14 protein-coding genes and 1 tRNA gene are annotated in these 12,998 nt (G+C 68.1%); 12 read left to right on the forward strand and 3 right to left on the reverse strand.

Annotation, left to right across the window (positions count from 1 at the left end):
- Positions 1 to 17: 17 nt before the first annotated feature.
- Positions 18 to 623 carry a vitamin K epoxide reductase family protein gene (locus ACIRCZ_RS03315; RefSeq protein ID WP_055893470.1) on the reverse strand — a complete coding sequence of 202 codons (606 nt, stop codon included), beginning with the start codon at positions 621 to 623 and terminating at the stop codon, positions 18 to 20.
- Between the two features lie 325 nt (positions 624 to 948).
- Between ACIRCZ_RS03315 and ACIRCZ_RS03320 the strand changes: the two genes are divergently transcribed.
- Positions 949 to 3,672, forward strand: coding sequence for an Rne/Rng family ribonuclease (locus ACIRCZ_RS03320; RefSeq protein WP_055893472.1), 2,724 nt, complete (start codon positions 949 to 951; stop codon positions 3,670 to 3,672).
- Between the two features lie 33 nt (positions 3,673 to 3,705).
- Here the strand turns inward: ACIRCZ_RS03320 and ACIRCZ_RS03325 are convergent, their stop codons facing one another.
- Positions 3,706 to 3,981, reverse strand: a complete 276-nt coding sequence (locus ACIRCZ_RS03325; protein WP_055893475.1) for a DUF4031 domain-containing protein — start codon at positions 3,979 to 3,981, stop codon at positions 3,706 to 3,708.
- 273 nt (positions 3,982 to 4,254) lie between these two features.
- Between ACIRCZ_RS03325 and rplU the strand changes: the two genes are divergently transcribed.
- The 11 genes from rplU to ACIRCZ_RS03380 all read left to right on the forward strand — a co-directional run bounded on the left by rplU (position 4,255) and on the right by ACIRCZ_RS03380 (position 11,864).
- A complete protein-coding gene (rplU, locus tag ACIRCZ_RS03330) occupies positions 4,255 to 4,563 on the forward strand; it encodes a 50S ribosomal protein L21 (RefSeq protein ID WP_055893478.1) in 309 nt (102 codons plus the stop codon).
- 32 nt (positions 4,564 to 4,595) lie between these two features.
- Complete coding sequence (gene rpmA / locus ACIRCZ_RS03335) at positions 4,596 to 4,853, forward strand: 50S ribosomal protein L27 (RefSeq protein WP_055893481.1); 258 nt, start codon at positions 4,596 to 4,598, stop codon at positions 4,851 to 4,853.
- A gap of 95 nt (positions 4,854 to 4,948) precedes the next feature.
- Complete coding sequence (gene obgE, locus ACIRCZ_RS03340; RefSeq protein WP_402849623.1) at positions 4,949 to 6,544, forward strand: GTPase ObgE; 1,596 nt, start codon at positions 4,949 to 4,951, stop codon at positions 6,542 to 6,544.
- Positions 6,541 to 7,341: a glutamate 5-kinase gene (gene proB, locus ACIRCZ_RS03345; protein WP_055893489.1), complete on the forward strand. Its 801-nt coding sequence runs from the start codon at positions 6,541 to 6,543 to the stop codon at positions 7,339 to 7,341. Before obgE ends, proB begins: the two co-directional genes overlap by 4 nt.
- A 9-nt stretch (positions 7,342 to 7,350) precedes the next feature.
- Positions 7,351 to 8,619 (forward strand): glutamate-5-semialdehyde dehydrogenase, encoded by a 1,269-nt coding sequence (locus ACIRCZ_RS03350; protein ID WP_402849627.1) that lies wholly within the window; start codon positions 7,351 to 7,353, stop codon positions 8,617 to 8,619.
- A 56-nt stretch (positions 8,620 to 8,675) separates the two neighbouring features.
- Entirely contained in the window at positions 8,676 to 8,912 is a 237-nt protein-coding gene (locus ACIRCZ_RS03355) for a hypothetical protein (protein WP_055893494.1), read from the forward strand.
- Positions 8,913 to 8,926: 14 nt separating this feature from the next.
- Positions 8,927 to 9,529, forward strand: a complete 603-nt coding sequence (gene nadD / locus ACIRCZ_RS03360) for a nicotinate-nucleotide adenylyltransferase (protein ID WP_055893497.1) — start codon at positions 8,927 to 8,929, stop codon at positions 9,527 to 9,529.
- A complete protein-coding gene (locus tag ACIRCZ_RS03365) occupies positions 9,526 to 10,869 on the forward strand; it encodes a hypothetical protein (protein WP_402849631.1) in 1,344 nt (447 codons plus the stop codon). The genes nadD and ACIRCZ_RS03365 overlap by 4 nt, the downstream gene beginning before the upstream one ends.
- A gap of 52 nt (positions 10,870 to 10,921) precedes the next feature.
- Positions 10,922 to 11,299, forward strand: a complete 378-nt coding sequence (gene rsfS / locus ACIRCZ_RS03370; protein ID WP_055893503.1) for a ribosome silencing factor — start codon at positions 10,922 to 10,924, stop codon at positions 11,297 to 11,299.
- Between the two features lie 95 nt (positions 11,300 to 11,394).
- Entirely contained in the window at positions 11,395 to 11,694 is a 300-nt protein-coding gene (locus ACIRCZ_RS03375) for a zf-TFIIB domain-containing protein (protein WP_402849635.1), read from the forward strand.
- A gap of 94 nt (positions 11,695 to 11,788) precedes the next feature.
- Positions 11,789 to 11,864, forward strand: a tRNA-Ala gene (locus ACIRCZ_RS03380).
- A 50-nt stretch (positions 11,865 to 11,914) separates the two neighbouring features.
- On the opposite strand, the gene ACIRCZ_RS03385 is transcribed toward ACIRCZ_RS03380, so the two are convergent.
- Entirely contained in the window at positions 11,915 to 12,964 is a 1,050-nt protein-coding gene (locus tag ACIRCZ_RS03385) for a GNAT family N-acetyltransferase (protein ID WP_402849638.1), read from the reverse strand.
- Positions 12,965 to 12,998: the final 34 nt, after the last annotated feature.

Here is a 12,998-nt window from a genome sequence, read left to right on the forward strand (position 1 = left end):
CGTTTGTTTGGGAGGGGCTAGACGAAGACGTTGTTGATCCAGTCGAGCTGGATCTGGGCGAGGATCGCGACGATGGCGTACGAGATCACCGTGATGAGCGGAACCCAGGTGTAGAGCTTGCCGAAGAAGACACGCCCGGCTTCCGGGATGGGGATGTTGCCCGTCTTGAGGTTGTAGAGCGTGACAGCCCAGAACGTCGGGATGGTGACCAGCCAGGTGACCATGCACCAGGGGCAGAGCACGTTGAGCACGGTGATGGACTGAGTGATGAGGAAGATCACGAGCGCCATCGCGCCGATGACGCCCAGGTTGAAGAGCATCCAGAACCACTTGGCGAAACGGGCGCCGGCGAGCACGCCGACCCCCACGGCGATGGTCGCCGTCCAGCCGATCAGGCCGAGCAGCGGGTTCGGGAAGCCGAACAGCGAGCCCTGCCAGGAGTTCAGGTTCTTGGTGCACCCGACGAGCAGGCTGAAGTTGCACGACAGCTGCGCATCCGGGTTCTCCAGGAGGTGGAACTTGTCCATCGTGAGCATGAACGCCGCCCAGAGCCCGATGGCCCCTGCGACGATCAAAAAGATGGCGAGTACGGTCGGGCGGCGCTCGGCTGTAGTGACTGACACAGTCGGATTATGGCATGTGCATTCGCGTGTCGCCCTGGGAGGCAACCGCGTTCCCGGTACGGTCATGCGATAATCGTTGCAACTGGTTCTCCGGCAGCGTGCCGGAGAGACGCCAGCGAAGGCTTGAGGGCGTTGCGACGCCCAGGACAGTCGGCCGAAGTGGTCGACGTACGACGAACGTAAGACGAAATGAGATCGCTGCGGACCGCGCCACGAGCCGACCGCACGCGTGAAGGATTAGCGGTGGCAGGCGCAACGCGTCCGCTGCCCTCATGAAAGTACCCGGTGCGCGGGAGACCGCCGCCGGTCGAGGAGTGCACCAGCGATGGTGGAAAACGAAAATACTGACAACACGCAGAACAACGGATCGGAAGCGGGGCCCAGGAAGCGATCGCGCCTCTTCGGTTCCAGGAAGAGCGCCAAGAAGAGCGCCTCCGCCGTGCCTGCGAACGATTCGCGTGAGGCCATTGCGTCCTCCGCGCCGACGGTGGCCGGGCACGCCTCGACCGCGCCTGCCGTCCAGGAGAGAACACCCATGGACGAGAACATCACCAACGACGGCCACGACGACATCATCGGCGCAGGTCCGTTCCCCGCCGGTCAGCCGGCCGTGACGACGCAGAGCGCACAGGATGCGGTCTCCGGCGCGGAACCGGACGGTTCGGAAGCGGACGCCGCGGACGCCGACGCCGCGGCAACAGCGGACGCCGACGCGGCTCTGCCCGGCCTCCCGCCGACCACGCTGCTGTTCCAGGCACCCGACATCATCCCGCTGCCTCCGCTCCCGCACGACGAGTACGACGACGAGCCGAGCACGGTCCGCCGCCGTTCGCGCCGCCGCGCGGGCGAGGAGAACCGGTCCGGCTCAAACGATCCGGCCAACACCGTCGTGAAGGTACGCGCACCGCGCGAGCCGGAGCTGATCACCGAGCCGCAGAAGGTCAAGGGCTCGACCCGCCTGGAGGCGAAGAAGCAGCGCCGCCGCGACGGACGCGACGCCGGTCGCCGCCGTCCTGTCATCACGGAGGCGGAGTTCCTCGCCAGGCGGGAGTCCGTCGACCGCCAGATGATCGTGCGCGAGAAGGGCGGCCGCATCCAGATCGGCGTTCTGGAGGACAAGGTGCTCGTCGAGCACTACGTCGCCAAGTCGCAGGAGGCGTCGCTCATCGGCAACGTCTACCTCGGTCGCGTGCAGAATGTGCTGCCCAGCATGGAGGCGGCGTTCGTGGACATCGGGCGCGGTCGCAACGCCGTGCTGTACTCCGGCGAGGTCGACTGGGACGCAGCGGAGACGGGCAACCAGCCCCGCCGTATCGAGCTGGCGCTCAAGCCGGGCGACCGCGTGCTCGTGCAGGTCACCAAAGACCCTGTCGGCCACAAGGGCGCCCGACTGACCAGCCAGGTCTCTCTGCCGGGCCGCTACTTGGTCTATGTGCCGAACGGCTCGATGAACGGCATCAGCCGCAAGCTGCCGGACACCGAGCGCGCGCGCCTCAAGAAGATCCTCAAGGAGGTTCTCCCCGAGAACACCGGCGTGATCGTGCGCACCGCCGCAGAGGGCGCGACGGAGGAGCAGCTGACGCTCGACGTCACGCGTCTCACCGCGCAGTGGGCGGACATCAGCAGGCAGGTCGAGACGGTGGGAGCGCCTGCGCTCCTGCACAGCGAGCCCGACCTGCTGATCAAGATCGTGCGCGACGTCTTCAACGAGGACTTCCAGAAGCTGATCATCGCCGGCCAGGATGCGCAGAGCACCATCGAGAACTACCTGCGTCAGGTGGCTCCCGACCTGCTCGACCGCGTCGAGGCATACTCGGGTGACCGGGATGCGTTCGACGAGTTCCGCATCACGGAGCAGATCGAGAAGGCGCTCGACCGCAAGGTCTGGCTGCCTTCCGGCGGCTCGCTGGTGATCGACCGCACAGAGGCGATGACCGTGGTCGACGTCAACACCGGCAAGTTCGTCGGATCTGGCGGAAACCTCGAAGAGACGGTCACCAAGAACAACCTGGAGGCGGCGGAGGAGATCGTCCGCCAGCTGCGCCTGCGCGACATCGGCGGCATCATCGTCGTCGACTTCATCGACATGGTGCTCGAGTCGAACCGCGACCTCGTGCTCCGTCGCCTGATCGAGTGCCTGAGCCGCGACCGCACCAAGCATCAGGTGGCAGAGGTCACGTCGCTCGGCCTGGTCCAGATGACGAGGAAGAAGCTCGGCCTCGGCCTGCTCGAGACGTTCAGCGAGGCCTGCGAGGTCTGCGCTGGCCGCGGCGTCATCGTGCACCACGACCCCGTCGTGAAGCACCGTCAGACGCCGCAGCAGCAGCCGCAGAGCGAGCGCCGTCGTGGACGAGGCAACCAGCAGTCCGGCGGCTCGGGCAACGGCTCGTCGAACGGCAACGGAAACGGTTCCTCGAACGGCAACGGAGGCTCGAACGGCAACGGAGGAACGCCGACCGGTGTGACGCACGCCATCACCGACGACGCCAAGAACGCACTCGCGCAGATCGCAGCGTCGACGCTCGCCCACCCGCACGATGACCACCAGCAGCATGTGGATGCAGACGCAGCGGCGACCGAGGCCGCCCACGGCAAGCACGTGGCCGAGGAGCAGCAGCAGGATGCGCCGAAGAAGTCCCGCCGCAAGAACGGCAAGCGCGACAGGGCGAAGGCAGCGGAGGCCGAGCAGGCCGCCGCTGAGGCGACGAGTAACGAGCCGGCGCGCACCGAATCTGCTCCGGCCGAGCAGGCTGCACCCGCTGCAGAGGCGGCGCCCGACCGCCAGGCAGCCGCTGAGCGCCCCGCTGCGCGACGCGAGGCCGCCGAGGCGCCGGTACCCATCATCGAGCTCCCTGAGCCCGCTGCGGCGCCCGTGACGCGTCGCACGCCCACCAAGGAGGCCGAGCTCCTGCTCGACTCTGTGCTCGACGCGCTCCCGCAGCCGAAGCAGCCAGGTCAGGGCCGTGGCCGCAGCCGCAGGGTCAGCACCGCTGCGATCGTCGGCGGAGACATCGCCCCGGAGATCACCCGTTCGGAGCAGTCCGAGTAACCCGGGCTGTCCAGCCGCGCTGAAGGCGCGGGGTCAGTGCTTGCGCACTCGATCCCGCGCCTTCACGCGTAGTCCGCTCGCGCGCAGCCGGATGACGAGCTCCTTGCCGTCCACCGCCGTCGCTCCCGCGGCCACCAGCTCGTCGTAGCGCTTGTCCGGCACGTCGTAGTGGTCAAGGTCGAAAGCGCGCGGTGCGATGCCGTTGGCGGCCGCGAAGGCGTGCAGCTCGTCCAGGCTCGCGTCGCTGACCAGGTGCGACCACAACATGCCGTGGGCGGGCCATGCCGGGGGATCGATCAGGACCGTCATACAATGATTGTAGGAACCGGCGCCGTCGATGGCGCCGATCGGTCCCGGAGCCCTCTCGTTGAATTGACGATAGATGGGTCGTCGGGTAAAGTTGACCGTTGGTGTGTGTCGGGCGTATCCCGCTCGACCATCATGGTTTTCTGAGAGCCGGTCCGTTGCACACTGCGACGGAGACGGACTCGCCAGTAACTTCCTGAAGAGTAAAGAGACAGGACCAGGTCCGCGGCTCATCGAGCCGAGGGGAGCTGTTCCCCGAAGAAAAGGTACGTAAAAGTGGTTTACGCAGTTGTGCGCGCCGGAGGCCGGCAGGAAAAGGTCGAGGTCGGCACCATCGTGACGATGGACCGGATCAAGGCTGATAAGAACGGCAACGTCGAGCTGGCTGCTGTGCTGCTTGTCGACGGCGACAAGATCACGTCCGACGCCGGTTCGCTGGCGAAGGTCAAGGTCACTGCTGAGGTCCTCAACGACCTCCGTGGCCCGAAGATCGTGATCCAGAAGTTCAAGAACAAGACCGGCTACAAGAAGCGCCAGGGGCACCGTCAGGACCTCACGCGCGTCAAGATCACCGGCATCAAGTAGCCGATCGACCTCAGGCTTAGGAGAAGAAGCAGATGGCACACAAAAAGGGAGCGAGCTCGACTCGCAACGGTCGTGACTCGAACGCACAGCGCCTCGGCGTGAAGCGCTTCGGTGGCCAGGTCGTCGGAGCGGGCGAGATCATCGTCCGTCAGCGCGGCACCCACTTCCACCCCGGCGTGAACGTCGGACGTGGCGGAGACGACACCCTGTTCGCCCTCGCAGCCGGCTCGGTCGAGTTCGGCAACAAGGGCGGCCGCAAGGTCGTCAACATCGTGGCCGCCGAGGCGTAAAGCCCCGCACCACGCACCAGCATTCGAGGATGGGCGGGCTTCGGCCCGCCCTTTCTCCATTTACAGACTGAGAAGTCAGGAATCGAGGGACCCCCATGGCAACGTTCGTGGATCACGTGACGTTGCACCTGCGCGCCGGCAACGGCGGCAACGGGTGCGTCTCCGTCCGGCGGGAGAAGTTCAAGCCGCTGGCGGGTCCGGACGGCGGCAACGGCGGGAACGGCGGCGACATCGTCCTCGTCGCCGACCCGCAGGTCACCACACTGCTCGGCTACCACCGGGCTCCGCACCGCTCGTCGGAGAACGGCGGCTTCGGCATGGGCGACCACCGCAGCGGCCACCTGGGCGAGGAGCTCGAACTGCCTGTTCCCGTCGGCACCGTGGTCAAGGACCCGTCCGGCGCCGAGCTCATCGACATGAACGAGCCGGGGATGCGCTACGTCGTCGCCCCTGGCGGCATCGGCGGCCTCGGCAACGCCGCGCTCTCCAACCCGAAGCGCAAGGCGCCCGGCTTCGCCCTGCTCGGCACGCCGGGCTGGGAGGGCGACGTCCTCCTGGAGCTCAAGACGGTCGCCGACATCGCGCTCGTCGGCTACCCGTCCGCCGGCAAGTCGAGCCTGATCGCCGCGCTGTCGGCCGCCAAGCCGAAGATCGCGGACTACCCGTTCACCACCCTGCACCCGAACCTCGGTGTCGTGCAGGCCGGTGACACCCGGTTCACCATCGCCGACGTCCCCGGTCTGATCGAGGGCGCGAGCGAGGGCAAAGGCCTCGGTCTCGAGTTCCTCCGCCACGTCGAGCGCTGCAGCGCGCTGCTGCACGTCCTCGACTGCGCGACGCTGGACCCTGGACGCGACCCGCTGAGCGACCTCGAGGTCATCCTGGGGGAGCTGGGCGCATACCCGGTCCCCGAGGGGCAGACGCCGCTGCTGGATCGCCCGCAGCTCATCGCCCTCAACAAGATCGACGTGCCTGAGGCACGCGAGCTCGCCGAGTTCGTCCGCCCCGACCTCGAGGCTCGCGGCTACCGCGTGTTCGAGATCTCGACCGTGAGCCACGAGGGACTGCGTCAGCTGTCCTTCGCCCTGGCAGAGCTGATCGAGGAGGCGCGCGTCGCGCAAGCCGCAGCCGAGGCGGAGCGTCCGCGCATCGTCATCCGGCCGCAGGCCGTGGACGACGGAGGGTTCGTCGTCAAGGTCGAGGGCGGCTCCGACGGCCCTGTGTACCGCATCCTGGGCGCCAAGCCGGAGCGCTGGGTGGCGCAGACCGACTTCGCGAACGACGAGGCCGTCGGCTTCCTCGCCGACCGGCTGGCGAAGCTGGGCGTCGAAGACAGGCTGTTCAAAGCGGGAGCCGTCGCGGGTTCCACCGTGGTCATCGGCCGGAATAACGGCGTTGTGTTCGACTGGGAGCCGACGCTCACGTCCACCGCGGAGCTCATCACCTCGCCGCGTGGAACGGACGTGCGCCTCGACGGCAACGACCGCCCCACCCGCAACCAGCGCCGCGAGGACTACTTCGACCGGATGGATGCCAAGGCAGAGGCCCGCGCAGAGCTGCTGCGCGAGCGCGAGGCAGGGCTCTGGCAGGATGACGACTACGCGGACGCCGTCGAGGCGCTCGACAGCGCGGACAGTGCGCAGGGCAGCCAGACGCATGGCACTCAGAACACGGAGACCGATTCGGAATGACCATCGACGACCGCAGCCAGGTCCCCACAGCACGGCGTGTTGTCGTCAAGGTGGGTTCGTCCTCCATCAGCGGGGAGAACGCCGGGCAGATCGGTCCGTTGGTCGATGCTCTCGCCGAGGCGCACGGGCGCGGCACCCAGGTGATCCTGGTGTCGTCCGGCGCCATCGCCACGGGCATCCCGTATCTGGCGCTGCAGGAGCGCCCCACCGACCTGGCGACCCAGCAGGCGGCGGCGGCGGTCGGACAGAACGTGCTCATCTACCGCTACCAGGACAGCCTCGACCGCTACGACATCGTCGCCGGCCAGGTGCTCCTGACCGCAGGCGACATGGAGACGCCGACCCACCGCATCAACGCCAAGCGGGCGATGGAGCGGCTGCTCGACCTGCGCATCCTGCCCATCGTCAACGAGAACGACACGGTCGCGACGCACGAGATCCGGTTCGGCGACAACGACAGGCTCGCGGCGCTGGTCGCGCTGCTGGTCGACGCCGACCTGCTCGTGCTGCTCTCCGACGTGGATGCGCTGTACACCAAGCCCCCGCAGGAACCGGGAGCTGAGCGCATCGACATCGTCGAGTACGACGACGCGCTGGAGGGCGTGGAGATCGGCTCGACCGGGCTGTCCGGCGTCGGAACTGGCGGGGCGCTCACCAAGGTGTCCGCCGCTCGCCAGGCCGCGGAGAACGGAACGGCGGTCATCCTGACCGCTACGGCCAACGTCTCCGAGGCGCTGGCCGGCGCTGCCGTCGGCACCTGGTTCGCTCCGGCACGGGATGCGGTCACCGCGTCCTAAACTTGACGCATGGTCGACACCATCACCGAACCCCTCTCGCTGGTCGAGAAGCTCGCAGCAGCCAAGCGGGCGTCCATCGTGCTCGCCACGGCGAACACGGACGCGAAGAACGCCGCGCTGCTGGCGGTCGCGGCCGGTCTGCGATCGCAGGCTCCGCGCATCCTGCAGGCGAATGAGCTCGATCTCGCCAACGGCAGGGAGAACGGCCTGACCACCGGCCTGCTCGACCGGCTCACGCTGTCCGAGGCGCGCTTGGACGCGCTGGCAGAGGCCGTGCGCGAGGTCGTCGGCCTCAGCGACCCTGTCGGGGAGGCGGTGCGCGGCAGCCACCTGCCGAACGGCGTGTCGATCACGCAGGTGCGGGTGCCGTTCGGCGTCGTCGGCGCGATCTACGAGGCGCGCCCCAACGTCACGGTCGACATCGCGGCTCTCGCCCTCAAGAGCGGAAACGCGGCCGTGCTGCGCGGAGGGAGCGCCGCGATCAACACGAATCGGGTGCTGGTCGAGGTGATCCAGGATGCGTTCGCATCCGTCGGCCTCCCCGCCGACGCTGTGCAGACCATCGACGAGTTCGGCCGCGGCGGCGCCACCCAGTTGATGAAGGCGCGCGGATACGTGGATGTGCTGATCCCGCGGGGGAGCGCCGACCTGATCCGCACGGTCGTGACCGAGTCGACCGTCCCGGTCATCGAGACGGGCGCAGGCGTGGTGCACATCGTGCTCGACGAGTCCGCCAGAGAGGACTGGGCCGTCGACATCGTGCGCAACGCCAAGGTGCAGCGCCCGAGCGTGTGCAACGCCGTGGAGACGCTGCTCGTGCACCGCGCGGCCGCCGACCGGCTGCTCCCGCCCGTGCTCGCCGCGCTGACCGCGTCCGGTGTCACGGTGCACGCCGACGAGCGCGCGATCGGATACTCCTCTGCGGCCGTTCCTGTGACGGAGGAGGACTGGGCGACGGAGCACATGAGCCTCGACATCTCGGTGAAGGTGGTCGACGATCTCGACCAGGCGATCGACCACATCCGCCGGTACTCGACCCAGCACACCGAGTCGATCATCACGAACGACCTGGCCAACGCCGACCGGTTCCTCGCCGAGGTCGACTCAGCGGTGGTCATGGTGAACGCCTCCACCCGGTTCACCGACGGAGGCGAGTTCGGCTTCGGAGCCGAGGTCGGCATCTCCACCCAGAAACTGCACGCGCGCGGCCCGATGGGGCTGCCGGAGCTGACCAGCACCAAGTGGATCGTCCGCGGGTCAGGGCAGATCAGGGCCTGACACGCCACTAGACTGTTTCGCAGGCGTTCGCGCGCCTTCGGAAAGGAAGAAACTCGATGACTCACCTGACGCTGCTGCTGGCCGAGGCCGAAACGCACGTTGAACTCCCCATGCCGACATGGGCGTACGGCGCGATCGCGATCGTGATCTTCACCGTCCTCGGTTTCGTCATCTGGTCGTACCGCGACGTCGCGAACCGCCACAGCCACAAGGCGGGTCCAGGCGCCGCATCGCACGCCGGCGCGCCCGGCGCCACCCACCACGGCACCGGACACCCCACCCAGGGTCACTGACCTCTGCACGACGAATGCAGCTGACGGAGAAGCGTCGCACGCGCATCGGCGTGATGGGCGGCACGTTCGACCCCATCCACCACGGTCACCTGGTCGCGGCCAGCGAGGTCGCCCAGTCGTTCGACCTGGATGAGGTCATCTTCGTCCCCACCGGGCACCCCTGGCAGAAGGGCGAGGTCACGCCGGGGGAGCACCGCTACCTCATGACGGTGATCGCGACCGCCTCCAATCCCCGCTTCACGGTGAGCCGCGTCGACATCGACCGCGAGGGCCCGACGTACACGATCGACACCCTCCGCGACCTGCACGAGTCCCGCCCGGACGCCGAACTCTTCTTCATCACCGGGGCGGACGCCATCGCGCAGATCCTCAGCTGGCGCGATGTGCAAGAGCTCTGGGACCTCGCTCACTTCGTCGCTGTGAGTCGTCCGGGACATGACTTGAGTATTTCTGGATTGCCAGCGCAGGACGTAAGCTTGTTGGAAGTTCCGGCCCTGGCGATCTCGTCAACCGACTGCCGGACCCGGGTGAGCAGGGGATTCCCGGTCTGGTACTTGGTGCCGGACGGGGTTGTTCAATACATCTCCAAACACCATCTGTATCGGAGTGTGGCATGACTTTGTGGCAAGACCCGCCGCCACAGACACGGCGTCAGGCGCGTGAGAACGAGCGTTCAGCGGCACAGGCCGCCGGTCAGGCGTCCCGTCGTGCAGGAACGGCAGAGCCGACCCCGGCCGGGGAGATCCCGACCATGACGACGCCGTACACGTTCTCGTCCGGTCGCGACGCGGCTGACCCGGCGGAGACCGCCGACGGCGCAGAGCCCCCCGCGATCCCCGCATCCGCGTTCGAGGAGCCGGGCGTCACGCCGCCGAGCCGGCCGAACCTGCCGACGTTCGGCAACGCGTTCGACCTTCCCGCCGCGCCTGTCGCTCCCGCCGCCGCTGCGCCCGCCGCCGCTGCGCAGACCGACGACGCCCTGTTCAAGCAGTCCACGGATGCGTCCCAGCCGGAGCCCGTGACGGTGCCGGTCGCCGTGGTGAAGCAGGAGGACGCGGCTGCCGCTTCCCCTGCGCCCGCGCCGACCCCCACTCCGGAGCGCACGCTGACGCGCCGCGAGCTGCGCGCCATGCAGCAGGCGCAGGAGGCCAACCAGCAGGCTGGGCACCCGGATGCGGTGATCCCCGTCACCTTCACGCCTCCGCCTGAGCCTGCTCCGGCGCGTCCGTCTGCAGGTCCGGAGGTGGAGTCGTCCTCGCCGAGCGCGTGGCCGTTCGCGCCGCTCGGGTCCGCCTCGGCGGCGGCGCCCGCTGCTGCGAAGGTCGAGACCGGGCCCGCTGCGCCGCAGGATGCTCCTGCTCCCGCCGTGACCGCATCCACCGCCGACGCATCGCTGCTGGCTCCGCCCACCGCGGCCGCGCCGGTAGCGGCCGAGAAAGACGACGCGGACAGCTCGCTCGAGCGTCAGCCGTTCACGCCGCCGACCGGCCACTGGTCGACCGCCGCCGAGCGCGACGACAAGAACCAGCCGTTCGACCAGATCATCTCGCGCAACGTCGGCCAGCCAGGCTCCGCGACCACGACCAACGCCCTCATCCTCCCCGTGCTGCCGACCGCGGACGCGACAGGCCCGCTCACCGCGACAGGGGAGATCCTGGTCACCGGGTCCATCGACCTGCCACGCGGCCTCGGCTCGACCGGCGCCCACCCCGACCGCATCGACTCGTCCGACCTCGACCGTCTGCTCGAGGGAGACGAGAACGAGTTCAACACGTCCGAGGTCGCGCCCATCCGTGCATCCCGGGCCATCAGCTCGCACACGTCCACCCGCGGCGTCATCGCCCCTCCGAAGAAGCGCGGTGGCAAACTACCTGTCGTGCTCATCGTCACCGCCGGCGTGCTCGCCGTCGGCGTCATCGGCCTGCTCATCTCCGCATACGTCTTGAAGGTGTTCTGATCATCCTTTCCACTCCGTCCCAGCCTGCCGTCCCCACCGGGGAGGTCGGCGCGTGACCGCGACAGACCACGCCAAGCAGATCCTGCAGCTCGCCGCCCGCGCTGCCGACTCCAAGTCCGGAGAGGACCTGGTGGCGCTCGACGTCTCAGGGCCGCTCCCGCTGACCGACGTGTTCCTGCTGGTCAGCGGCCGCGTCGAGCGCAATGTGATCGCGATCGCCGGCGAGATCGAGGACCAGCTCAACGAGGCGGGCGTCAAGACGCTGCGCCGCGAGGGCAAGGCAGAGGGCCGCTGGGTGCTGCTCGACTTCGGCGACCTGGTCGTACACGTCTTCCACGAGGAGGATCGCATGTACTACGCGCTCGAGCGCCTGTGGAAGGACTGCCCGGTGGTTCCGCTGGAGCTGCCCGTGCACGAGGGCGCCGAGTAGCGCATCCCGTGTCGTGTCCGGCCGCGAACCGGATTGGCGGGGTTCTCCCTGCCCTGTGTGAGAGTTCTCTCATGAAGCGTTGATTGACTGGCGGAATGAGATGCCCGACAGACAACGCCACCCTCGTGATGAGCGAGCGCAGTGGTATCGAGATCGACTACTGCCCCGAGTGCCGCGGAGTGTGGCTCGACCGCGGAGAGCTCGACAAGATCATCGACCGCGCGCAGCCTGCCCAGCAGCCGCAGCAGACCGCCCCGTATGCTTCGCCCGCCCAACCGCAACACCCCGCGCAGCAGCAGGCTCCACAGCAGCAGTACGGCCAGCAGGGATACGGCCAGCAGCAGTACCCGTACAAGAAGAAGCGCGAGAACTGGCTCAGCGAACTCTTCGACTGATCGCGGCACGCCCGAGCGTCGCGCTGGTTTCTTGCAGACCTGGATCATGTAGTACGCTAAACGAGTTGTTTCGGAGAGATCGGGAGCAGCATCTGGGTCTGTGGCGCAGCTGGTAGCGCACCTGCATGGCATGCAGGGGGTCAGGGGTTCGAGTCCCCTCAGATCCACCAAAAACCCCCGGAGTTCCACGGAACTCCGGGGGTTTTCTCGTTCTCAGTCGTCAGCCGATCCGCTTCTTCCACCGCGCCGCATAGCTGAGCGGAACGAAGCCGATGGCCTCGTTCACGTCGAGCATCGGGCGGTTGTCCTCCGCGTTCATCGTCTCAACGATCCTGCTGTCCGGGAAGCGGGCGCTGAGCTCGCGCAGGTTGGTGAGCTTCAGAAGCATCCCGAGGCGGTGGCCGCGGTGGTCGGCGAGGACCAGCGTGTCCATCTGCTCGGCCGGCCGATCCGGCTCGGCAGGGACGCCGAGCTCTGTGTAGCCGGCTGGGCGTCCGGTCGCGGTCTCGACGGCGATCGTGGTCAGCATCGACATCGGGCTCTCCGCCCAGATGGCGTCGAACGCGCGGATCCGGTCGGTGGTCCAGACGTCCTCTGTCTGCTCCATGCCGGCGTTCGGGGTGTCCGTGGTCATCCGGGTGCGCATCAGCGCGAAGGCGTCCACCCATTCGTCGGGCGTTGGTCCCTCCCAGGTCACGGTCCGGTAGCCCGTCGCCGCTGCCTGCGCTGCATCGAGGCTCGACGCGGCGACGTCCGCATCCATCGGCAGGGTGAGGCCGCTCATCCGGCCGACCTGCTCCAGGGTGAAGCCGTAGCGGAGCAGGAACCGCGTGGATGCGAGACGGGCGGGCACCGATCCGAAACCGGTGGGCGCCGGGATGCTGTCTCCTCCCTGGCTCGCGGGGAAGTCGGTCTGGTTCTGGATGGTGCGGCGGCCGGCGTCCCGCGCCATCCGTTCCAGACGCTCGTACAGTGCTGAGCCGATCCCCGCCGACCGATAGTCGGGCAGGACGGACACGGCCGACCAGCATTCGGAGGCGTCGCCCGGCATGGCCAGGGTGCCTCGGCCGACGACCCGGCCGTCGACGGTGGCGATGAGCCCGAGCGATATCGTCGACTGGTCCTTCCAGTTCGGCAGCAGCTCGGCGGCTGCCACCTCTGGGTCGGCGACGGGGAAGGCGTCTCCGCGCAGCTCGGCCTCCACGATGCTGCGCACCGTGGCCATGCCGATGAAGTCGGCGGCGTCAGGGGCGTCGATGCTATCGGGCACCGTGACCGTGGAGATGGTGAACGCTGGAGTGGTG

Origin of the sequence: Leifsonia sp. NPDC102414 (assembly GCF_044765685.1) — a bacterium.
GTDB lineage: Bacteria > Actinomycetota > Actinomycetes > Actinomycetales > Microbacteriaceae > Leifsonia.